This window comes from Pseudomonas mosselii (assembly GCF_003205295.1).
Lineage (GTDB): Bacteria > Pseudomonadota > Gammaproteobacteria > Pseudomonadales > Pseudomonadaceae > Aquipseudomonas > Aquipseudomonas mosselii_B.
This window is the reverse complement of record NZ_QJRP01000003.1, coordinates 245,957-268,905: the sequence shown is the minus strand read 5'-3', so window position 1 is coordinate 268,905 and position 22,949 is coordinate 245,957. Positions and strand designations below refer to the sequence as shown.

Annotated in this window: 19 protein-coding genes; 7 read left to right on the top strand and 12 right to left on the bottom strand. The window is 63.6% G+C overall.

Translation table 11 applies throughout. The annotated features are described in order from the left end of the window. Nucleotides 1-168: 168 nt before the first annotated feature. Nucleotides 169-795, bottom strand: a complete 627-nt coding sequence (gene rlmE / locus DMX06_RS04725; protein WP_011532133.1) for a 23S rRNA (uridine(2552)-2'-O)-methyltransferase RlmE — start codon at nt 793-795, stop codon at nt 169-171. A gap of 102 nt (nt 796-897) precedes the next feature. On the opposite strand from rlmE, the gene yhbY reads away from it, so the two are divergent. After that, a complete protein-coding gene (gene yhbY / locus DMX06_RS04720) occupies nt 898-1,206 on the top strand; it encodes a ribosome assembly RNA-binding protein YhbY (protein WP_003249945.1) in 309 nt (102 codons plus the stop codon). Between the two features lie 144 nt (nt 1,207-1,350). On the opposite strand, the gene DMX06_RS04715 is transcribed toward yhbY, so the two are convergent. From DMX06_RS04715 to grpE, 8 genes are all read right to left on the bottom strand, one after another. Then, a complete protein-coding gene (locus DMX06_RS04715; RefSeq protein ID WP_110735068.1) occupies nt 1,351-1,791 on the bottom strand; it encodes an MFS transporter in 441 nt (146 codons plus the stop codon). Continuing rightward, complete coding sequence (gene greA, locus DMX06_RS04710; RefSeq protein WP_011532131.1) at nt 1,769-2,251, bottom strand: transcription elongation factor GreA; 483 nt, start codon at nt 2,249-2,251, stop codon at nt 1,769-1,771. The genes DMX06_RS04715 and greA overlap by 23 nt, the downstream gene beginning before the upstream one ends. Next, the gene (gene carB, locus DMX06_RS04705; protein WP_110735067.1) at nt 2,248-5,469 is read right to left on the bottom strand and encodes a carbamoyl-phosphate synthase large subunit; all 3,222 of its coding nucleotides are present in this window, start codon (nt 5,467-5,469) and stop codon (nt 2,248-2,250) included. The genes greA and carB overlap by 4 nt, the downstream gene beginning before the upstream one ends. A 105-nt stretch (nt 5,470-5,574) precedes the next feature. Further along, the gene (carA, locus tag DMX06_RS04700) at nt 5,575-6,711 is read right to left on the bottom strand and encodes a glutamine-hydrolyzing carbamoyl-phosphate synthase small subunit (RefSeq protein WP_110735065.1); all 1,137 of its coding nucleotides are present in this window, start codon (nt 6,709-6,711) and stop codon (nt 5,575-5,577) included. A 226-nt stretch (nt 6,712-6,937) separates the two neighbouring features. Further along, complete coding sequence (gene dapB, locus DMX06_RS04695) at nt 6,938-7,744, bottom strand: 4-hydroxy-tetrahydrodipicolinate reductase (protein WP_110735063.1); 807 nt, start codon at nt 7,742-7,744, stop codon at nt 6,938-6,940. A gap of 13 nt (nt 7,745-7,757) precedes the next feature. Beyond that, nucleotides 7,758-8,882, bottom strand: coding sequence for a molecular chaperone DnaJ (gene dnaJ / locus DMX06_RS04690; RefSeq protein WP_102683186.1), 1,125 nt, complete (start codon nt 8,880-8,882; stop codon nt 7,758-7,760). 211 nt (nt 8,883-9,093) lie between these two features. Further along, entirely contained in the window at nt 9,094-11,019 is a 1,926-nt protein-coding gene (dnaK, locus tag DMX06_RS04685) for a molecular chaperone DnaK (RefSeq protein WP_102683185.1), read from the bottom strand. Nucleotides 11,020-11,120: 101 nt separating this feature from the next. Beyond that, nucleotides 11,121-11,675 carry a nucleotide exchange factor GrpE gene (grpE, locus tag DMX06_RS04680; RefSeq protein WP_110735060.1) on the bottom strand — a complete coding sequence of 185 codons (555 nt, stop codon included), beginning with the start codon at nt 11,673-11,675 and terminating at the stop codon, nt 11,121-11,123. A 182-nt stretch (nt 11,676-11,857) separates the two neighbouring features. On the opposite strand from grpE, the gene recN reads away from it, so the two are divergent. Then, nucleotides 11,858-13,531, top strand: coding sequence for a DNA repair protein RecN (gene recN, locus DMX06_RS04675; RefSeq protein ID WP_110735057.1), 1,674 nt, complete (start codon nt 11,858-11,860; stop codon nt 13,529-13,531). Nucleotides 13,532-13,741: 210 nt separating this feature from the next. Here recN and fur read toward each other — a convergent pair whose 3' ends face one another. Further along, nucleotides 13,742-14,146, bottom strand: a complete 405-nt coding sequence (gene fur / locus DMX06_RS04670; protein ID WP_028691268.1) for a ferric iron uptake transcriptional regulator — start codon at nt 14,144-14,146, stop codon at nt 13,742-13,744. Nucleotides 14,147-14,243: 97 nt separating this feature from the next. Between fur and bamE the strand changes: the two genes are divergently transcribed. Then, on the top strand, nt 14,244-14,762 hold the full coding sequence (gene bamE, locus DMX06_RS04665; protein WP_110735055.1) for an outer membrane protein assembly factor BamE: 519 nt from the start codon (nt 14,244-14,246) through the stop codon (nt 14,760-14,762). An 82-nt stretch (nt 14,763-14,844) separates the two neighbouring features. On the opposite strand, the gene DMX06_RS04660 is transcribed toward bamE, so the two are convergent. Further along, on the bottom strand, nt 14,845-15,279 hold the full coding sequence (locus DMX06_RS04660) for a type II toxin-antitoxin system RatA family toxin (protein ID WP_028691270.1): 435 nt from the start codon (nt 15,277-15,279) through the stop codon (nt 14,845-14,847). A gap of 161 nt (nt 15,280-15,440) precedes the next feature. Here DMX06_RS04660 and smpB point away from each other — a divergent pair, with 161 nt between their 5' ends. Further along, nucleotides 15,441-15,923 carry an SsrA-binding protein SmpB gene (gene smpB / locus DMX06_RS04655; protein ID WP_023629355.1) on the top strand — a complete coding sequence of 161 codons (483 nt, stop codon included), beginning with the start codon at nt 15,441-15,443 and terminating at the stop codon, nt 15,921-15,923. Between the two features lie 154 nt (nt 15,924-16,077). On the opposite strand, the gene DMX06_RS04650 is transcribed toward smpB, so the two are convergent. Beyond that, nucleotides 16,078-16,845, bottom strand: a complete 768-nt coding sequence (locus DMX06_RS04650; RefSeq protein WP_110735053.1) for an FCD domain-containing protein — start codon at nt 16,843-16,845, stop codon at nt 16,078-16,080. A gap of 260 nt (nt 16,846-17,105) precedes the next feature. Between DMX06_RS04650 and DMX06_RS04645 the strand changes: the two genes are divergently transcribed. The 3 genes from DMX06_RS04645 to DMX06_RS04635 all read left to right on the top strand — a co-directional run bounded on the left by DMX06_RS04645 (nt 17,106) and on the right by DMX06_RS04635 (nt 22,865). Continuing rightward, nucleotides 17,106-18,776: a lactate permease LctP family transporter gene (locus DMX06_RS04645; RefSeq protein WP_110735051.1), complete on the top strand. Its 1,671-nt coding sequence runs from the start codon at nt 17,106-17,108 to the stop codon at nt 18,774-18,776. 63 nt (nt 18,777-18,839) lie between these two features. After that, nucleotides 18,840-19,985 carry an FMN-dependent L-lactate dehydrogenase LldD gene (gene lldD / locus DMX06_RS04640; RefSeq protein WP_110735050.1) on the top strand — a complete coding sequence of 382 codons (1,146 nt, stop codon included), beginning with the start codon at nt 18,840-18,842 and terminating at the stop codon, nt 19,983-19,985. Nucleotides 19,986-20,054: 69 nt separating this feature from the next. Continuing rightward, complete coding sequence (locus DMX06_RS04635; protein WP_110735048.1) at nt 20,055-22,865, top strand: FAD-binding and (Fe-S)-binding domain-containing protein; 2,811 nt, start codon at nt 20,055-20,057, stop codon at nt 22,863-22,865. Nucleotides 22,866-22,949 lie beyond the last annotated feature (84 nt).

Here is a 22,949-nt window from a genome sequence, read left to right as displayed (position 1 = left end):
GACGCAGCCGTGCCTCGCATGATATTCATCGCCCTAACTTACTACATTACCCACGCATCCGCAGGCACCGTCTGTAACCCTTTGTGAAAGCTAGACTACACGAAGTTCGGACGATCCAGACGGGGCGGCCGATTGGAAATAACTATCGGCAACCCCGCAATACGCCTTTCATGCGCCCTTGAAACCCTTGCCCAGCAGGTACTGTTCACGGGAACGGTCTCGCGAGGACGAGGGCTTGCGCATCTGCACCTTGTCGAACTTGCTGCGCACGTCCTTGAGGTACATGTCGAAGCCTTCGCCTTGGAAAATCTTGATCAGGAAATCCCCGCCGGGCTTGAGCACGCGGGTCGCCAGATCCAGGGCCAGTTCGCAGAGGAACATGGCGCGCGGCATGTCCACTGCGGGCGTACCACTCATATTGGGGGCCATATCGGAAATCACAAGGTCCACGTGCGAATCGCCGACCGCCTGCAGGATCTGCTGCAGCACTTCGTCCTGGGTGAAGTCGCCCTGGATGAAGGTAACGTCGGGGATGGAGTCCATTTCCAGGATGTCCGAGGCGATCAGGCGGCCCTGACCGCCAATCAGACGACTGGTCACCTGCGACCAGCCCCCCGGCGCGGCACCGAGGTCGATCACGCTCATGCCGGGACGGATCAGGCGGTCTTTCTCCTGGATCTCCAGCAGCTTGTAGCTCGCGCGCGAGCGGTAGCCATCCTTCTGCGCCTGCTTGACGAAAGGATCGTTGAAATGTTCGCGCAGCCAGTTTGCGCTGCTTTTGGAACGTTGTACCACGGGGCACCTCGATGATATGCGTCGTGTTTGACTGGGCGGAGCCACAGGCCCTCGGGTAAAATGCCCGTCAATTTTACAGAATCAGACGAAAAGGGTCAGATTATGCCGCTCAATAACGAGCAGAAGAAGCAATACAAGTCCATTGGTCACGACCTGAAGCCGGTCCTGATCGTTGCTGGCAACGGTTTGAATGAAGGCGTGATCGCCGAACTGGAACGCGCCCTGGTCGATCACGAGCTGATCAAGGTCGAGATTCGCTCGGAAGATCGCGAGGAACGCGCCGAGACCATCGCCGAACTGTGCAAGGCCGGCCGCGCCGAACTGGTGCAGACCATCGGCAAGAAAGCGCTGATCTATCGCAAGAACCCGCAGCCGAACAAGCAGCTGTCCAACATCCACCGTTACAAGTAACGGTAGCAGGGCTGCTGCGCAGCCCATCGCGACACAAGGCCGCCCCCACAGGGATTGCACCGACCTACGGCGCAGCGCAATCCCTGTGGGAGCGGCCTTGTGTCGCGAAAGGGCCGCAAAGCGGCCCCAGCGATCTTGAGTCGCTTACCGCCGTGCCCTGACCGGGACAGGCTGGGCCACCAGCACGATGCCGGAGAAGCCCAGCACCAGAATGCAGAACATCTGCCAACGCTCGCCCACGGAAATCCCGTAGCGCAGCGTGTAGTAGCTGACGCAGGCACCTAGGCCGAGCAGCAGCATCTGGCCGCGGAACTGCCGCCACCAGGCCGCCAGGCCATCCACCCTCGCCAATACCGCCAGCTGGGTCAACAGCCCGAGCAGCGCCACGCCGATCAACCAGCGGTCGATCTGCACGGCAATGTCCTGCACCAGCAACGGCGCCAGGCTACTGACCTTCAGCGCCGGCACCAGCCCCACGTGGAACACCCACAGGCCGCCGACCCAGAACACCTGGGCCAGCTGCCAGAGGATCCCCTCGAGGGATGGCGCCCGCAGGCGCCGGTCAGATGTGCTTGACTTCGACAATCTCGTACTCGACCGTGCCACTTGGCGTCTTGACGACGACAGTATCACCTTCTTCCTTGCCGATGATGGCACGGGCGATCGGCGCACCGCTGGAGAGCTTGCCCTGCTTCACGTCGGCTTCGTCCTCGCCGACGATCTGGTAGGTCACCTCTTCATCGGTCTCGGTGTTCGCCAGCACCACGGTGGTGCCGAAGATCACCTTGCCGGTGTGGGCGATGGTGGTGACGTCGATCACCACCGAGTTCTGCAGACGGCCTTCGATATCGCGGATACGCGCCTCGACCATGCCCTGCTCCTCGCGGGCGGCATGGTACTCGGCGTTTTCCTTGAGATCGCCCAGCTCGCGAGCCTCGCCGATCGCCTGGCTCAGGCGCGGACGCTCGGTCTTGCTCAGGAACAGATGCTCTTCCTCCAGGGCGCGAGCGCCCTGGACGGTCATCGGGTACTTGGTAATGCTCATGCTTTGAGTCCTGCATGCAGATCCTGCAGGCGACGAACGGTCTTTTCCGGACCGAATTTCAGCGCCTCGCAGATGGCTTCACCGGCCGCAATGGTGGTGGTGCAGTAAATCTTGTGCTGCAACGCATTGCGACGAATCGAGTAGGAGTCGGCGATCGACTGACGGCCCTCGGTGGTGTTGATGATCAGCGACACTTCGTCGTTCTTGATCATGTCGACCACGTGCGGGCGACCCTCGGTCACCTTGTTCACGCGACGCACTTTCAGGCCGGCCGCTTCGATCACCTTGGCGGTGCCAGCGGTGGCGACCACTTCGAAGCCCAGGGCGATCAGGTCGCGGGCAACGCCAGCCACTTGCGGCTTGTCGTCGTCACGCACGCTGATGAACGCGGTACCGCCGGTCGGCAGCACTTCGCTGGCGCCCATCTGGGCCTTGGCGAAGGCTTCGCCGAAGCTGTCGCCGACGCCCATGACTTCACCGGTCGATTTCATCTCAGGGCCGAGGATCGGGTCAACCCCCGGGAACTTGGCGAACGGGAAGACGGCTTCCTTGACGCTGTAGAAGTTCGGGATGATTTCCTGGGTGAAGCCCAGCTCCTTCAGGGTTTTGCCGGCCATGACGCGGGCCGCGATCATCGCCAGGGAAGTGCCGATGCACTTGGAGACGAACGGCACGGTACGCGAGGCGCGCGGGTTGACCTCGATCACGTAGATCTTGTCGCCCTGCAGGGCCAGCTGCACGTTCATCAGGCCGACCACACCCAGCTCCAGGGCCATTTTCTTGACCTGGACGCGGACTTCGTCCTGTACTTCCTTGCTCAGCGAGTAAGGCGGCAGCGAGCACGCCGAGTCACCGGAGTGAACGCCAGCCTGCTCGATGTGCTGCATGATCGCGCCAATCACTACGTCGGTGCCGTCGCAGACCGCATCCACGTCCATCTCGATGGCGCAGTTGAGGAAGTGGTCGAGCAGCACCGGGCTGTCGTTGGAGACCTGTACCGCTTCGCGCAGGTAGCGCTTGAGCTCGTCCAGCTCGTAGACGATCTCCATGGCGCGTCCACCCAGTACGTAGGACGGGCGAACCACCAGCGGGTAGCCGATCTTGCCGGCGGCAGCGATGGCTTCGTCTTCGCTGCGAACGGTGGCGTTTGGCGGCTGCAGCAGGTTCAGGCGCTGGACCATCTGCTGGAAGCGCTCACGGTCTTCGGCGCGGTCGATGGCGTCAGGGCTGGTACCGATGATCGGTACGCCGGCTTCTTCCAGAGCGCGGGCCAGTTTCAGCGGGGTCTGGCCGCCGTAGTGGACGATCACGCCCTTTGGCTTCTCGACGCGGCAGACTTCCAGCACGTCTTCCAGGGTCAGCGGCTCGAAGTACAGGCGGTCGGAGGTGTCGTAGTCGGTGGAGACGGTTTCCGGGTTGCAGTTGACCATGATGGTCTCGTAACCGTCTTCACGCAGTGCCAGCGCGGCGTGCACACAGCAGTAGTCGAACTCGATGCCTTGGCCGATACGGTTCGGGCCGCCACCCAGGATCATGATCTTGTCTCGGGTCGACGGGTTGGCCTCGCACTCTTGCTCGTAGGTCGAGTACAGGTAGGCGGTATCGGTGGCGAACTCGGCGGCGCAGGTGTCGACGCGCTTGTACACCGGGAACACTTCCAGCTTGTGGCGGTGACGGCGCAGGTTCTTGTCGGTGATGCCGAGCAGCTTGGCCAGGCGCTGGTCCGAGAAGCCCTTGCGCTTGAGGCGCAGCATGTAGTCCTTGTCGATCGCCGACAGGGCCAGGGTCTTGACCTTCTCTTCTTCCTTGATCAGATCTTCCATCTGCACCAGGAACCACAGGTCGATGCCGGTCAGGGCAAAGATTTCCTCGATGGTCATGCCCGAACGCATGGCGTCAGCGACATACCAGATGCGCTCGGCGCCCGGTACGGTCAGCTCGCGCTTGAGGATGCCGGCAGCCTCAGGGCTGGCCAGGTCGACTTTCGGGTCCAGGCCGCAGGCGCCGACTTCCAGGCCGCGCAGGGCTTTCTGCAGGGATTCCTGGAAGGTGCGGCCGATGGCCATGACTTCACCCACGGATTTCATCTGGGTGGTCAGGCGGGCGTCGGCTTTCGGGAATTTCTCGAAGGCGAAGCGTGGCAGCTTGGTGACGACGTAGTCGATCGACGGCTCGAAGGACGCCGGGGTGCGGCCGCCGGTGATGTCGTTCTGCAGTTCGTCGAGGGTGTAACCAATGGCCAGCTTGGCAGCGATCTTGGCGATCGGGAAGCCGGTGGCCTTGGAAGCCAGGGCCGAGGAACGGGAAACCCGCGGGTTCATCTCGATCACGACCATGCGGCCGGTATTCGGGCAGATACCGAACTGCACGTTGGAACCGCCGGTCTCGACACCGATTTCACGCAGCACCGCCAGCGAGGCGTTGCGCATGATCTGGTATTCCTTGTCGGTCAGGGTCTGTGCCGGGGCAACGGTGATCGAGTCACCGGTGTGCACGCCCATCGGGTCGAAGTTTTCGATCGAGCAGACGATGATGCAGTTGTCCTTTTTGTCGCGGACCACTTCCATCTCGTACTCTTTCCAGCCGATCAGCGATTCGTCGATCAGCAGCTCCTTGGTCGGCGACAGGTCCAGGCCGCGGGTGCAGATTTCTTCGAACTCTTCACGGTTGTAAGCGATACCACCGCCAGTGCCGCCCATGGTGAACGACGGACGGATGATGCACGGGAAGCCAAGCTTCTCGAGGACCGCATTGGCCTCTTCCATGCTGTGGGCGATACCGGAGCGCGGGCACTCCAGGCCGATGTCCTTCATCGCCTTGTCGAAGCGCGAACGGTCTTCGGCCTTGTCGATGGTGTCGGCGTTAGCGCCAATCATCTCTACGCCGAACTTCTCCAGAACGCCATGGCGCTCCAGGTCCAGGGCGCAGTTCAGTGCGGTCTGGCCACCCATGGTAGGCAACACCGCGTCCGGACGCTCTTTCTCGATGATCTTGGCCACCGACTGCCACTTGATCGGCTCGATGTAGGTGGCGTCGGCCATGGCCGGGTCGGTCATGATGGTGGCCGGGTTGGAGTTCACCAGGATGACGCGGAAACCTTCCTCGCGCAGGGCTTTACAGGCCTGGGCGCCGGAGTAGTCGAATTCGCAGGCCTGGCCGATCACGATCGGGCCAGCGCCGAGAATCAGGATGCTTTTGATGTCTGTACGTTTTGGCATGGTGGTCACTCAAATCCGGGGTCAGTCGGCAAGCCGCTTTGAACAATCTGGGTCAGGCGCTTCCGGGCGCGGCAGGAGCCGGCCCGGGGCCTTGATGCAGGATGCTCAGCGGCGCTTGGCCATGGCATCGGTGAAACGATCGAACAGTGGCGCGACGTCGGTCGGGCCTGGGCTCGCTTCAGGGTGGCCCTGGAAGCTGAACGCGCTCTTGTCGGTGCGCTCGATGCCCTGCAGGGTACCGTCGAACAGCGACTTGTGGATGGCGCGGACGTTGCCCGGCAAGGTGGCTTCGTCGACAGCGAAACCGTGGTTCTGGCTGGTGATCATGACCACGCCGGTGTCCAGGTCCTGGACCGGGTGGTTGGCGCCGTGGTGGCCGTGGCCCATCTTCACGGTCTTGGCGCCGGAGGCCAGGGCCAGCAGCTGGTGGCCGAGGCAGATACCGAATACCGGGATCTCGGTGTCGAGGATTTCCTTGATCGCCTGGATCGCGTAGTCGCACGGCTCGGGGTCGCCAGGGCCGTTGGACAGGAACACGCCATCAGGATTGAGTGCCAGGACTTCGCTGGCCGGGGTCTGGGCGGGCACCACGGTGACGCGGCAGCCACGGGCGACCAGCATGCGCAGGATGTTCAGCTTGACGCCGTAGTCGAAGGCGACCACATGGTACGGCAGGTCGGCGGCTTCGATGGTCGGGTGGCTGTCGGTCTTCAGCTCCCACACACTGGAGCGCCACTCGTAGCGTTCCTTGGTGGAAACGACCTTGGCCAGGTCCATGCCCTTCAGGCCCGGGAAGGCGCGAGCGGCAGCGATGGCGGCCTCTTCGCTGATGTTGTCACCCGCCAGGATGCAGCCGTTCTGGGCGCCCTTCTCACGCAGGATACGGGTCAGGCGACGGGTGTCGATGCCAGCGATGGCGACGACGTTGTTGGCCTTGAGATAGTCAGGCAGCGACTGGGTGTTGCGCCAGTTGCTGGCCAGCAGCGGCAGGTCGCGAATGACCAGGCCAGCGGACCAGACGCGGCTGGATTCCGCGTCTTCAGGGGTGGTGCCGGTGTTGCCGATGTGCGGGTAGGTCAGGGTAACAATTTGCTGGGCATAGGAAGGGTCTGTAAGGATTTCCTGGTAGCCGGTCATAGCGGTGTTGAATACCACCTCGCCAACGGTCTGACCGTCGGCACCAATGGCTTCACCGCGAAAAATACTGCCGTCGGCAAGGGCGAGTATGGCTGGCTTTGTCAAGAAGACCTCCCGTAAATCAAGCATGAAAGGGCGATCGCAGGTTGCAAAAAAGCGGAATGACGTATGGACACGTCACCCCGCTTTCATGTGCTGAATTCAATTCGCTGCGCGCTTTTAGTGGACACACTAAAGCTGTAGCTTACAGAAAAGTGCGTTTTCGGTCTACCGTAGATGTGTCTCTAAAACACACGAATGCGACAAGGGGCTGCCAGGCAGCCCCGCCACATCAACGCAGCTCGAGCACGTCCTGCATGTCATACAGGCCTGGCTCACGCCCTTCCAGCCACAGCGCAGCGCGCACGGCGCCCTTGGCGAAGGTCATGCGACTGGAGGCCTTGTGGGTGATCTCCAGGCGCTCGCCTTCGGCGGCGAACAGCACCGTGTGATCACCGACCACATCACCCGCCCGCACCGTGGCGAAACCGATGGTCTTGCGATCACGGGCGCCGGTCTGGCCTTCACGACCATAAACCGCCACTTCCTGCAGGTCGCGCCCCAGCGCATTGGCAACTACTTCACCCATGCGCAGCGCGGTCCCCGACGGTGCGTCGACCTTATGCCGGTGATGGGCCTCGATGATCTCGATATCCACATCGTCGCCCAGCACCCGGGCCGCCATGTCCAGCAGCTTGAGACTGAGGTTCACGCCCACGCTGAAATTCGCCGCAAAGACGATCGGGATCTCCTTGCCCGCCTCTGCCAGCTGGTCTTTCTCTTCCGGCGTGAAACCGGTGGTACCGATGACCATGGCCTTGCCCGCCTTGCGGCAGAACGCCAGGTTCTTGAGCGTCACCGAAGGATGCGTGAAGTCGATCAGCACATCGAATTCGTCGGCGACCTTGGCCAGGTCGTCGCAGATCGGCACGCCGATACGCCCCAGGGCCGCCAGCTCACCGGCATCGGCCCCGACCAGCGAGCTGTCCGGGCGATCGATCGCCGCCGTCAGGCCCGTCTGGGGCGCCTGCTGCTGCACGGCCTCGACGAGGGTCTTGCCCATCCGTCCCGCCGCGCCCATTACCGCAATACGTCGCATAGCCTGTTCCTTCTCAGAGATCGCCGAAGAAGCGCTTCATACCCTCGAACCAGCCACTGGCCTTGGGCGAATGGGAGCTGTCGCCCTCGAGCGAATCACGCAGTTCTTCGAGCAGTTCGCGCTGGCGACGACTGAGGTTGACCGGCGTTTCCACCGCCACGCGACACAGCAGGTCGCCCGCCGCACCACCGCGCACCGGCGCCACACCCTTGCCGCGCAGACGGAACTGCTTGCCGGTCTGGGTGCCTTCGGGGATCTTCAGCTTCACGCGACCGTCGAGTGTCGGCACTTCCAGCTCGCCACCCAGGGCGGCGTCGGTGTAGCTGATCGGCACTTCGCAGTAGAGATGCTTGCCGTCGCGCTGGAAGATCGGATGCTCGCGCACATTGACGACCACATACAGATCACCGGTCGGACCGCCATGGGCGCCCGCCTCGCCTTCGCCGGACAGGCGAATGCGATCACCGGTATCGACACCGGCCGGCACCTTGACCGACAGCGTCTTGTATTCCTCGACACGACCTTCGCCGTGGCACGAACCGCAAGGGTCGGTGATGATCTTGCCCTGGCCATGGCAACGCGGGCAGGTCTGCTGCACAGCGAAGAAGCCCTGCTGCATGCGCACCTGGCCGATGCCGCCGCAGGTCGGGCAGGTCGACGGTGTCGAGCCCTTCTTGGCGCCGGAGCCGTCGCACGGCTTGCAGTTGACCAGCGTGGGCACACGGATGTTGACCGTGGTGCCGCGCACCGCCTCTTCGAGGTTGAGCTCGAGGGTGTAGCGCAGGTCGCTGCCGCGCTGGGCACCGCCACGACCGCCACCGCGGCCGCCGCCGAAGAAGTCGCTGAAGACATCGCCGAAGATGTCTGAGAAGTTGGCACCGCCGAAACCGGCACCGCCGCCACCCATGCTCGGGTCTACGCCGGCATGGCCATACTGGTCGTACGCCGCGCGCTTACTGGCATCGGACAGCACTTCGTAGGCCTCGTTGGCCTCCTTGAACAGGTCTTCCGATTCCTTGTCGCCCGGGTTGCGGTCCGGGTGGTACTTCATCGCCAGACGGCGGTAGGCCTTCTTGAGATCACCTTCACTGGCGCCACGCTCGACACCCAGGACCTCATAAAAATCACGCTTTGCCATAGGTCATATGCACTCTTGGGGGCGTTCGGCATACCTCGGCGCATCGTGCGCCATGCCACCAGCACCTGTCGTCATAAGCGAATACGCCGTGACAGATGCCGTAAATAATTCTCGTGTTCCAGACACGCCAACGCGGGAGCAAGCTCCCGCGCGGCGACATCCTACCAGTTCACCGACAAACGACGGTGAACCGGCCGACAACATGCAGGAATTACTGCTTGTTGTTGTCTTTCACTTCTTCGAACTCGGCGTCAACCACGTCATCGTGCTTGGCTTCCGGCTCGGCCTGCTGGGCGCCGCCCTGCGGTTGCTCGGCCTGCTGCTCGGCGTACATCTTCTGAGCGACAGGCGCCGAAACCTTGGACAGCTCCTCGACCTTGGCGTCGATGGCGGCCTTGTCGTCGCCTTTGACGGCGGCTTCCAGGGCGACCACGGCGGCCTCGATGGCGGTCTTCTCTTCAGCGGTGACCTTGTCACCGGCTTCAGTGACCATCTTGCGGGTCGAGTGGACCAGCGCGTCACCCTGGTTACGGGCGGCGGCCAGCTCTTCGAACTTGCGGTCTTCCTCGGCGTTGGCCTCGGCGTCACGCACCATTTTCTCGATTTCTTCGTCGGACAGGCCGGAGTTGGCCTTGATCACGATCGACTGCGCCTTGCCGGTGGCCTTGTCCTTCGCGCCGACGTGCAGGATGCCGTTGGCGTCGATGTCGAAGGTCACTTCGATCTGCGGTACGCCGCGCGGAGCCGGCGGGATGTCGGCCAGGTCGAACTTGCCCAGCGACTTGTTCTGCGAAGCTTGCTTGCGCTCGCCCTGCAGCACGTGGATGGTCACGGCGCCCTGGTTGTCGTCGGCGGTCGAGAACACCTGCGACTTCTTGGTCGGGATGGTGGTGTTCTTCTCGATCAGCGCGGTCATCACGCCGCCCATGGTTTCGATACCCAGGGTCAGCGGGCTGACGTCCAGCAGCAGCACGTCCTTGACGTCACCAGCCAGAACGGCGCCCTGGATGGCGGCGCCCATGGCGACGGCTTCGTCAGGGTTGACGTCCTTGCGCGCTTCTTTACCGAAGAAGTCGGCAACAGCCTTCTGCACCATCGGCATACGCGTCTGGCCACCGACCAGGATCACGTCGTCGATCTTGCTGGCGTCGATGCCGGCGTCTTTCAGCGCGATACGGCATGGCTCGATGGTGCGGTTGACCAGGTCTTCGACCAGCGACTCCAGCTTGGCGCGGGAGATCTTCACGTTCAGGTGCTTGGGACCGGTGGCATCTGCAGTGATGTACGGCAGGTTGACGTCGGTCGACTGAGCGGAGGACAGCTCGATCTTGGCTTTTTCAGCGGCTTCTTTCAGACGCTGCAGGGCCAGGGGATCGTTCTTCAGGTCCATGCCGGACTCTTTCTTGAACTCGTCGACGAGGTAGTCGATCAGACGCATGTCGAAGTCTTCGCCACCCAGGAAGGTGTCGCCGTTGGTGGCCAGTACTTCGAACTGGTGCTCACCGTCGACTTCGGCGATTTCGATGACCGATACGTCGAAGGTACCACCACCCAGGTCATAGACGATCACGGTGTGGTCGCCCTTGCCCTTGTCCATGCCGTAGGCCAGCGCGGCGGCGGTCGGTTCGTTGATGATACGTTTTACGTCCAGGCCAGCGATACGGCCGGCGTCCTTGGTCGCCTGACGCTGACTGTCGTTGAAGTAGGCCGGAACGGTGATGACCGCTTCGGTGACCGGCTCGCCGAGGTAGTCTTCGGCGGTCTTCTTCATCTTTTTCAGGACTTCGGCGCTGATCTGCGGCGGAGCCATCTGCTTGTCGGCAGCCTCAACCCAGGCGTCACCGTTGTTGGCCTTGACGATCTTGTAAGGCACCAGCTTGATGTCTTTCTGCACGACATCTTCTTCGAAACGACGGCCGATCAAGCGCTTCACCGCGAACAGGGTGTTATGCGGGTTGGTGACCGCCTGGCGCTTGGCCGACTGGCCGACCAGGATCTCACCGTCGTTGGCGTAGGCGATGATCGAAGGGGTGGTACGCGCACCTTCGGCGTTCTCGATGACCTTGGCGGTGCCGTTTTCCAGCACGGAGACGCAGGAGTTGGTGGTCCCCAGGTCGATACCGATGATTTTACCCATGTTGATTCTCCCGAAACTTGAATTTGGTAGCAGCGACTGCTTTGGCCAACTGCACTAATACTTGAAGGCTTGACACCTAGATGGGGGTGCCCGGAAAGATTTCAAGCCTTTTCATTGATCGAAGGCTGCGGGGCGCTCGGCGCCTTGCTGACCACCACCATGGCGGGGCGCAGCAGGCGGCCATTGAGCAGGTAGCCCTTCTGGAACACGTTCAGCACGCTGTTCGGCTCGACATCGGCGCTTTCCTGCATGGCCATCGCCTGGTGGTGCTCGGCGTTGAATGGCTGGCCGTGCGGCTCGATGGTTTCCAGGTTGTAGCGCTTGAGGGTGTCCTGGAACATCTTCAGGGTCAGCTCGATACCTTCGCGCATCGGCTTGATAGTTTCGTCGTCGGCGCTGGACAGCTCCAGGCCACGCTCCAGGCTGTCGATGATCGGCAGCAGGTCGCCGGCGAACTTCTCCAGGGCGAACTTGTGGGCCTTCTCGACATCCTGCTCGGCGCGGCGGCGGACGTTCTGCAGGTCGGCGGCGGTGCGCAGGGACTGGTCCTTGGCGGCGGCCAGCTGCTCCTCGAGCTCCAGGACGCGGGCATCGACATTCGCAGCACCGGCTTCTTCGGAATTCAGGTTCTTCTCATCCAGCTGTTCGTCAGCCATTGGGTTTCTCCTCCACGATTTCTGTCGTGCGAGCCAGGCTCGCCATGTCTTGCCGGCTATATGGGGTCGGAAAAACCAGGTTCAAGGGGCAAAGCGCTTTTCCACATTCATCGACCGGCTATTGGCAGACTCACGAAAAGCACTGTATAAATATCCAGACACGACCCTTCGGGAGCCGCCCCATGCTGGTGCACCTGTCCATTCACAACTACGCCATCGTCGAACACCTCGACCTCGAGATCGCCCGCGGCATGTCCGTCATCACCGGCGAGACCGGGGCCGGCAAGTCGATCATGCTCGATGCCCTCGGTTTGGCACTCGGCGACCGCGCCGACAGCGGCGTGGTGCGTCCGGGCACCGACAAGGCCGATATCCTCGCCACCTTCGACCTTGTCGACATCCCCGAAGCGCATGCCTGGCTCGCCCAGCGCGACCTGGAAAGCGACGGGCCATGCATCCTGCGCCGGGTGATCACCGCCGAGGGCCGCAGCCGCGGCTACATCAATGGCACCCCCTGCCCGCTGGGCGACCTCAAGGCCCTGGGCGAGCTGCTGATCGACATCCACAGCCAGCACGAGCACCAGTCACTGCTGAAAACCGACACCCACCGCCGGCTGGTGGACGAGTATGCCGGCGCCACCGACCTGTCCCGCCAGGTCCAGCTGGCCGCCAAGCGCTGGAACCAGACCAGCCAGGAGCTGGAGCGCCTGAGCAATTCCGGGGACGAGCAACGGGCGCGCCATCAACTGCTCAGCTACCAGCTGGAAGAACTCGACAACCTGGGCCTTGGCGAAAACGAGCTGGAACAGCTGGAGCAGGAACACAAGAACCTGACCAACGCCGAGGCGCTGTTCGGCATCTGCCGCCAGGTCATCGACCAGTGCAGCGAAAGCGACTCGGGTAACGTGCTGAGTGCCCTGACCGTCAGCCTCAACCGGCTCACCGCGGTCGGCAACAGCCCAAAGGCACTGGGCGAGGCGGTCAACCTGATCGCCAGCGCGCAGATCCAGGTGGAAGAAGCCGTCGGCGAGCTCAACCGCTTCCTCGACAACTTCGACGCCGACCCGATGCGCCTGCAGGCCCTCGAAGAACGCCTGGATACTATCTATACCCTCGCCCGCAAACACCGCGTGCACCCCACCGAGCTGCCGCACTTGCAACAGCGCCTGATGGAGGAGCTGGAAGGGCTTAACGCCAGCGACGAATCGATCGAGCGCCTCGGCGAGGAGCTGGCCGCCTACGCCCAGCACTATAAAGAGAAGGCCCGCGAGCTGAGCGCGCTGCGCCAGCAAGCCGCCAAACAGCTGGCCACCGCCGTCGAACAGGAAATCCAGCGCCTGGGCATGCCCGGCGGGCGATTCTGCATCGAGCTCACGCCCTTTGATAACGGCGACCTCTCGCCCCATGGCCTGGAGCAGATCGAACTACTGGTCAGCGCCAACCCCGGTCAGCCACTCAAGGGCCTGGCCAAGGTCGCCTCAGGCGGTGAGCTGTCGCGTATCAGCCTGGCGATCCAGGTGATCACCGCGCAGACCTCGCGCATTCCCACCCTGGTATTCGACGAAGTGGATGTGGGGATCGGCGGCCCGACCGCGGAAATCGTCGGCCAACTGCTGCGTCGTCTCGGCGAGCGCGGCCAGGTACTGACAGTGACCCACCTGCCCCAGGTGGCCGCGCAGGGCCATCACCATCTGTTCGTGCACAAGGTACGCAACAGCGACACCACACACACCGCCGTGTCCAGCCTGGGCAAGCGCGAGCGGGTCGAGGAAGTGGCGCGGATGCTGGGCGGGATCGACCTGACCAAGGAATCGCTGGCCCATGCACGCAAGATGGTGGTGAGCAGCAAGGCCTGAGCCTGTGCGGTCCCTGTAGGAGCGGCCTTGTGTCGCGAAAGGGGCGCGCAGCGGCCCCAGGATCTCTGCATGACTCAGAATTGCAGGGGCTGCTACGCAGCCCTTTCGCGACACAAGGCCGCTCCTACAGAGATCGCGCAAGACTTGAGATACCACAAAGCACAAAGGCGACCCGAAGGTCGCCTTTGTCTTCAATAACGATCTAAATCGTTACTTCTTTTTACGCACATACAGAACCAGATTGTGATCCACCAGCTCGAAGCCATGCTCGGCAACGATCTCTTTCTGGCGCTTCTCGATTTCGGCATCGAAGAATTCAATGACTTCACCGCTGTCCACGTTGACCATGTGATCGTGGTGCTTGCCATCCGCCAGCTCGAACACCGCGTGGCCGCCATCAAAGTTGTGGCGCTCCACCAGGCCCGCCGCTTCGAATTGGGTCAGTACGCGGTACACGGTCGCCAGACCGACATCCTCGCCAGCCTCCATCAGCGCCTTGTAGACGTCCTCGGCACTCATGTGACGCTGCTCGGCCGAGTCGAGCATCTGAAGAATCTTTACTCGAGGCAGGGTTACCTTGAGGCCCGCTTTGCGCAATTCGCTATTTTCAACCATGGTCAGCTTTCTCGCCGATGCTGCTTCGCAGCTTCTCTTAATACGGGTATGATCGGGGTTTACGTTGTCCAGCCAAGATAGTGGAAGTCGCCCACCGATGCAAAACACCAAGCTCTTGCTAACCAGCCTCACTCTAGTGGGACTGCTCGCACTCGCCGGTTGCTCGTTTCCCGGGGTTTACAAAATCGACATCCAGCAGGGCAATGTCGTCACGCAAGACATGATAGACCAATTGCGCCCGGGAATGACCCGTCGGCAAGTAAGGTTTATCATGGGCAACCCCCTGCTGCAGGACACCTTCCACACCAACCGTTGGGACTACCTGTACAGCCTGCAACCCGGCGGCGGCCAGCGCCAGCAGGAGCGCATGAGCATCTTCTTCAACGAGAACGACCAACTGGTCAGCCTCTCCGGCGACTTCATGCCGGGCGTCAGCCGCGACCAGGAAATCCTCGGCGGCAGCGGCGACACCACGGTCAGCCCGGACAAGCAGCCGAGCCAGCCCGAGAAGCCGGCCAAGCCAGGCTCACTGGAAGACACGCTGCAGAAGGAAATCGACAACATCGAGACCACCCCGGTCCCGACGCCAGCACCACTGGAAACCTCGCCGCAGTAAATGCGCCGACACTAAAAAGCCCGGATCCAGTCCGGGCTTTTTGTTGCGCCTTCGAAAAGCCTTTGGTTCAGGCCAGCACTATTCAGCCATTGATCTGCTTGGCGCGCTGGCAAAACGCATCGACCATGGTATTGGCCGCCTGGTTGAACAGCGGGCCCAAGGTCGCGCGCACCAAGGCGCCGGCGTAGTCGAACGACAGGTCGAGGCTGATCTTGCAGGCTTTCTCGCCCAGCGGCTTGAACACCCACAAACCGTGCAGCTGGGTGAACGGCCCATCCTCCAGGTTCATCTCGATCGACTGCCCCGGCACCAGCACGTTGCGCGTGGTGAACTGCTGGCTCATGCCACCCTTGGCCACTTCCAGCCTGGCCCGCATGTGCGTGTCGCTGGCCTCGAGCACGGTGGAAGCCGAGCACCAGGGCAGGAACTCCGGGTAGCTGGCCACATCGTTGACCAGGTCGTAGAGCGCCTGGGCAGGGAACGGCAGCAGGGCGGAGCGTTGAATATGGGTAGTCATCCAGGCGTCACTTCCAATCTGGGCGGCGGCGCGTCGCAGCGCCTCGAATACGGTTCTGCGCGGCAGAACGAGGCCTGTATTGTCCGGGATTCACACAACTGGCTCAAGCGCACCTAAACCCCATAGCCGAGGACGCGGACTCTCCCTATAATGCCGCCCCTATGGCTAAGCAAAAGAAACATCCGACCGGGACCATCGCGCAGAACAAGAAGGCGCGACACGATTACTTCATCGAACACAAGTTCGAGGCCGGGCTGGTCCTGTCCGGCTGGGAAGTAAAGAGCCTGCGGGCCGGCAAGGCGCACCTGACCGACAGCTACGTGCTGCTCAAGGATGGCGAAGCCTGGCTGTTCGGCAGCCACATCACCCCGCTGAACACCGCCAGCACCCACGTCATCGCCGACCCGATCCGCACCCGCAAGCTGCTGCTGAACAAGCGCGAGCTGGAGCGCCTGGAAGCGGCCGTGGCGCAGAAGGGCTACACCTGCGTGGCGATGTCGCTGTACTGGAGCAAGCACCTGATCAAGTGCGAGATCGCGCTCGGCAAGGGCAAGAAGGAGTTCGACAAGCGCGATACCGTGCGCGAGCGCGACTCCAACCGCGAGCTGCAGCGCACGATGCGCAACAAGGGCAAGGAAGAGTAAGCCCGACCCTCGCGGTCACTGTAGGAGCGGCCTCGTGTCGCGAAAGGGCCGCGAAGCGGCCCCCTACAATCTGTGTGACGCATAGATCCAGAGGCCGCTGCGCGCCCTTTTCGCGACACAAGGCCGCTCCCACAAGAACCGCGCATGCCGCATCTCAGCGCCCGCTGCGCCGCTCCGCCCGTGCCACCCGCTGGGCCTCCTGCTGCGCCTCTTGCAGCACCTCCTGGACATACAGGATATGCCGGCTAGACACCTCCCGCGCATCGTCCGCCCGCCCCTCGACAATCGCCAGATAGAGCTCGCGATGCTGACTGATCAGCATGTCGCGCGTCTCCGTGCGCTGCTGGTACATGCCGCCGATATTGGTCACCACGTTGCGCTTGAGCAGGTCGAACAAGCCGCGGATGGTATGCAGCAGCACGGCGTTGTGGCTGGCTTCGGCAATGGCCAGGTGGAATCGCGCATCGGCCGCGCCCTCCTGCGCCCGGTCCACCTCGCCGACACGGTTGTAGCAATCCTGCAGCGCGTCGAATGCCGTCTTCAAGCGCTCGCGATCAGGCTCGGTGGCGCGCTGGGCCGCGTAGTAGGCACATGACGCCTCCAGGGTGTGGCGGAACTCCAGCAGGTCGCGCTGGGCATCCGGATTGCGCTCCAGCAGTTGCAACAGCGGGTCGCTGAAGGTGGAGCCCAAGGCTTCGGCCACATAGTTGCCGCCACCCTGGCGGCTGACCAGCAGCCCCTTGGCCACCAGCTTCTGGATCGCCTCGCGCAACGACGGACGGGACACGCCGAACTGCTCGGCCAGGACGCGTTCGGCGGGCAGGCGCTGCCCCGAAGTCAACGTGCCCTCGAGAATCATCCCTTCCAACCGATCGACGATGTCGTCGGACAGGCGCCGCTGGCGGACCTGATCAAAAACCATTGCTTGCTCTCCACGAACCCCGGGGATGCGAATCCGGGGGCGCCTATTCTGCGCCTATCCGGCCTACGCCGACACCCATCAGGCGGCGATTTTCCCTGCCATACAGATGTCCGCTCATCGGCTTGAGACCAAAGTTTTCCACAGGACAAATTGACACACCCTGCGCGGCGCTCTTAACCTAGCGTCCAGCCATTGTAAATTGGTCTTACCAATTATCCAATGCCAGTGCCTTGACCAACAACAATTAGGGGCCACCCCATATGCAAACCTGGCAACAACTCTATACCCCGCTTGGTAGCCTCGGCCTGTCCGCGCTGGCGGCGGTCATCCCCATCGTGTTCTTCTTCCTCGCCCTCGCCGTGTTCCGCCTCAAGGGCCACGTCGCCGGCAGCATCACCCTCGCGCTGTCGATCCTGGTGGCGATCTTCGCTTTCCAGATGCCTGTCGACATGGCCCTGGCCGCCGCGGGTTATGGCTTCCTCTACGGCCTGTGGCCAATTGCCTGGATCATCGTCGCCGCGGTGTTCCTCTACAAACTCACGGTCAAGAGTGGCCAGTTCGAAGTGATCCGCAGCTCGGTGCTGTCGATCACCGACGACCAGCGCCTGCAGGTACTGCTGATCGGCTTCTGCTTCGGTGCCTTCCTCGAAGGCGCGGCCGGTTTCGGCGCGCCGGTGGCCATTACCGCCGCGCTGCTGGTGGGGCTGGGCTTCAACCCGCTGTACGCCGCCGGCCTGTGCCTGATCGCCAACACCGCGCCGGTGGCCTTCGGCGCCCTGGGCATCCCGATCATCGTCGCAGGGCAAGTGACCGGCATCGACGCCTTCCACATCGGTGCCATGACCGGCCGCCAGCTGCCGCTGCTGTCGCTGTTCGTGCCGTTCTGGCTGGTGTTCATGATGGACGGCGTGCGCGGCGTGAAGGAGACCTGGCCTGCCGCCCTGGTGGCCGGCCTGAGCTTCGCCGTCACCCAATACTTCACCTCCAACTTCATCGGCCCGGAGCTGCCGGACATCACCTCGGCCCTGGCCAGCCTGATCGCCCTGACCCTGTTCCTCAAGGTCTGGCAGCCCAAGCGCTCGTTCGCCGAAGCCAAGGGCAGCGTCGGCGCCGCCGTCGTGCAATCGGGTGGCAGCCAGCCTTCGCCGTACAGCTTCGGCGAGATCTTCAAAGCCTGGTCGCCGTTCCTGATCCTGACCGTGTTAGTCACGATCTGGACCCTGAAGCCGTTCAAGGCAGCCTTCGCCCCGGGCGGGGCGATGTACAACTTCGTGTTCAACTTCGCCATCCCGCACCTCGACCAGCTGGTGATCAAGACCGCACCTATCGTTACCGCGCCGACTGCCATGCCGGCGGTGTTCAAGCTCGACCCGATTTCCGCCACCGGCACGGCGATCTTCCTCTCGGCGCTGATCTCGATGTGGGTGTTGAAAATCAACCTCAAAACTGGTCTTACCACTTTTAAAGAGACCTTCTGGGAACTGCGCTGGCCTATCCTGTCGATCGGCATGGTGCTGGCCTTCGCCTTCGTCACCAACTACTCGGGCATGTCCTCGACCATGGCCCTGGTGCTGGCCGGCACGGGCGCCGCGTTCCCGTTCTTCTCGCCGTTCCTGGGCTGGCTGGGCGTGTTCCTGACCGGTTCCGACACCTCGTCCAACGCCCTGTTCAGCTCACTGCAGGCCACCACCGCACACCAGATCGGGGTCAGCGACACCCTGCTGGTGGCGGCCAACACCAGCGGCGGCGTGACCGGCAAGATGATCTCGCCGCAGTCGATCGCCGTGGCCTGCGCCGCCACCGGCCTGGTCGGCAAGGAATCCGACCTGTTCCGCTTCACCGTCAAGCACAGCCTGTTCTTCGCCACCATCGTCGGCCTGATCACCCTGGTCCAGGCCTACTGGCTCACTGGCATGCTGGTTCATCACTAAAGTGAAAGGGGCCGGGCGCCAGTCAGCGCCCGGCATCTCCTTCAACCCACGCTGCGAGAATCCATGATCATTTCCGCCTCCACCGACTATCGCGCCGCGGCCCAACGCAAGCTGCCCCCCTTCCTCTTCCACTACGCCGACGGCGGTGCCTACGCCGAGCACACCCTGCGCCACAACGTCTCGGACCTGGCCAGCATCGCCCTGCGTCAGCGCGTGCTGAAGAACATGTCGGACCTGAGCCTGGAGACCCGGCTGTTCGACGAGACCCTGAGCATGCCCGTGGCCCTGGCCCCGGTCGGCCTCACCGGCATGTACGCCCGCCGCGGCGAAGTGCAGGCGGCCCGCGCGGCGGCGGCCCATGGCATTCCGTTCACGATGTCGACGGTGTCGGTGTGCCCGATCGAGGAAGTGGCCCCGGCCATCGACCGGCCGATGTGGTTCCAGCTGTATGTCCTGAAAGACCGCGGCTTCATGCGCAACGCCCTGGAGCGCGCGAAAGCGGCCGGCGTGAAGACCCTGGTGTTCACCGTCGACATGCCGGTACCCGGCGCCCGCTACCGCGATGCCCACTCCGGCATGAGCGGCCCGAACGCGCCGCTGCGGCGCGTGTGGCAGGCCATGACCCACCCACAATGGGCGCTAAATGTCGGCTTGCTCGGCCGCCCCCATGACCTGGGCAACATCTCGAAATACCGGGGCAACCCGACCGGTTTGGCCGACTACATCGGCTGGCTGGGCAACAACTTCGACCCGTCCATCTCCTGGAAAGACCTGGAGTGGATCCGCGAATTCTGGGACGGCCCGATGATCATCAAGGGCATCCTCGACGCCGACGACGCCCGCGACGCGGTCAAGTTCGGCGCCGATGGCATCGTCGTCTCCAACCACGGCGGCCGCCAGCTCGACGGCGTACTGTCCAGCGCCCGCGCCCTGCCGGCGATCGCCGACGCGGTGAAGGGCGATATCAAGATCCTCGCCGACTCCGGTATCCGCAGCGGCCTGGACGTAGTGCGCATGGTCGCCTTGGGCGCCGACACCGTGTTGATCGGCCGCGCCTTCCTTTATGCCCTGGCCACCCATGGCGAAGCGGGTGTGAAGAACCTGCTGGAGCTGTTCGAGAAAGAGATGCGCGTAGCCATGGTGCTGACCGGTGCCAAGTCCATCAGCGAGATCACCCGCGACTCGCTGGTCCGCGAACTGGGCGCCTGAGCGCCCGCCACCGCCTGATTGCCCGGGGCACGCCGCGCACCAGACGCCGCGGCCCCGCGAGGAGACTGCATGAGCCTGCCCGCCGCGTTCCTGCGTGATGCCGAGCACCTGATCCCCACCGAACGCCGCTTCGACGACCCGACCTCGACCCTGGCCTTCGGCACCGACGCCAGTTTCTACCGGCTGATTCCCAAGCTGGTAGTGCGTGTGGAATCCGAGGACGAAGTGGTCGCGCTGCTCCAGCTGGCCCAGCGTGACCGGGTCCCCGTGACCTTCCGCGCCGCCGGCACCAGCCTGTCGGGCCAGGCGCTCAGCGACTCGGTGCTGATCGTGCTCGGCGACAACTGGAATGGCCGGGAGATTCGCGGCCAGGGCACGCAGATCCGCCTGCAGCCCGGGGTGATCGGCGCCCAAGCCAATGCCTGGCTCGCCCCCTTCGGGCGCAAGATCGGCCCGGACCCGGCCTCGATCAATGCCTGCAAAATCGGCGGCATCGTCGCCAACAACGCCAGCGGCATGTGCTGCGGCACCGCGCAGAACACCTACCACACCCTTGCCGGCCTGCGCCTGGTGCTGGCCGACGGCACCCGTCTGGACAGCGAAGACCCGGCCAGCGTCGCCGCTTTCGGGCAAAGTCACGCCGGCCTGCTGGACGAACTGGCGCGCCTTGGCCGCGAGACCCGCGCCAACCTCGCACTGGCCGATCGCATCCGACACAAGTACCGACTGAAGAACACCACGGGCCTGTCGCTCAACGCGCTGGTGGACTACGACCAGCCGCTCGACATCCTGCAGCACCTGCTGGTCGGCTCCGAAGGCACCCTCGGCTTCATCAGCGCCGTCACCTACGACACAGTGCCCGACCATCCGCACAAGGCCAGCGCGCTGCTGGTGTTCCCAAGCGTCGAAAGCTGCTGCCGGGCGGTGACCCTGCTCAAGCCGCAACCGGTGTCCGCCGTGGAGCTGCTCGACCGCCGTAGCCTGCGTTCGGTGCAAGATATGCCCGGCATGCCGGCCTGGGTGAAAGGCCTGTCCGGCAACGCCTGCGCCTTGCTGATCGAGTCCCGCGCCGCCAGCCGGAGCCTGCTGCACGAACAGCTCGACCAGGTGATGGCCGCCATCGCGGAGTTCCCGCTGGAGCAGAAGGTCGCCTTCAGCGAAGACCCGGCGGTGTACAACCAGCTGTGGAAGATCCGCAAGGACACCTTCCCCGCCGTCGGCGCCGTGCGCCAGACCGGCACCACGGTGATCATCGAGGACGTCACCTTCCCCATCGAGCAACTGGCCGAGGGCGTCAACCGCCTGATCCAGCTGTTCGACAAGCACCGTTATGACGAGGCGATCATTTTCGGCCACGCTCTGGAAGGCAACCTGCACTTCGTCTTCACCCAGGGCTTCAACAGTGCCGAGGAGGTGGCGCGCTACCAGGCGTTCATGGACGACGTGGCGCAACTGGTGGCGGTGGAGTTCGGTGGCTCGCTCAAGGCCGAGCACGGCACCGGGCGCAACATGGCGCCGTTCGTCGAGCTGGAATGGGGCAAGGACGCCTACCAGTTGATGTGGCAGCTCAAGCGCCTGCTCGACCCCAACGGCATCCTCAACCCCGATGTGGTGCTGAGTGAGGATCCGGACATCCACCTGAAGAACCTCAAGCCGCTGCCGGCCGCCGACGAGATCGTCGACAAGTGCATCGAGTGCGGGTTCTGCGAGCCGGTGTGCCCGTCGAAAGGGCTTACCTTGAGCCCACGCCAGCGCATCGTCATGTGGCGCGATATCCAGGCGAAGAAACGCGCAGGCGTCGACACCCGCGAACTGCTGCGCACCTATCAGTACCAGGGCATCGACACCTGCGCCGCCACGGGCCTGTGCGCCCAGCGCTGCCCGGTGGGCATCAATACCGGCGAGCTGGTGAAGAAGCTGCGCGGCCAGGCGGCCGAACACGGCAAGGCCGCCGACTGGCTGGCCGAGCATTTCCACGCCACCCTGCGCGGCGCCCGCTTCACCCTTGCCGCCGCCAATGGCGCGCGCAAGCTGCTTGGTGCCCCACGCATGAGCCGCCTCAGCGCCAGCCTGAGCAAGGCCAGCAAAGGCCGCCTGCCGCAGTGGACGCCCGCCATGCCGCAGCCACTGCGGGCCATCGACTTCCCCGCGCCGAGCCACGATGCCCGCCCACGGGTCGTCTACCTGGCCGCCTGCGTGTCGCGGGTGATGGGCCCGGCCTACGCTGACCGCGAACAGAGCTCGCTGCTGGACAAGACCCGCACCCTGCTGGAAAAGGCCGGCTACCAGGTGGTGTTCCCGGACAACGCCGACAGCCTGTGCTGCGGCCAGCCGTTCGCCTCCAAGGGCTACCCCGAGCAGGCCGAGCACAAGCGCCAGGAGCTGATCAACGCCCTGCTGCACGCCAGCCGCGGCGGCCTCGACCCGATCTACTGCGACACCAGCCCCTGCACCCTGCGCCTGATGCAAGACCTGGGCGAGTCGCGGCTGGACCTGTACGACCCGGTGCGCTTCATCCGCACCCACCTGGTCGACAGGCTGGAGTTCACCCCCCAGGACGAGCCGGTGGCGGTGCACGTGACCTGCAGCACCCAGCACCTGGGTGAAAGCCAGGCGCTGATCGACCTGGCGCGCCGCTGCAGCAAGCAGGTGGTGATCCCCGAGGGCATCCATTGCTGCGGCTTCGCCGGCGACAAGGGCTTCACCACCCCGGAACTCAACGCCCACTCCCTGCGCACACTCAAGGACGCCGTGCAGTATTGCAGCGAAGGGATTTCCACCAGCCGTACCTGCGAAATCGGCCTGTCGAGCCACAGCGGCATCGACTATCACGGCCTGGTGTACCTGGTCGAGCGGGTCACCCGCGCACGCAGCCTCTGAGCCCAGGGCAGTCCCGCTCTCTCCCGTGGGAGCGGGCCAGCCCCGCGCACCACAACTGCGTCCTGCACAAACCCTGCGCACTCA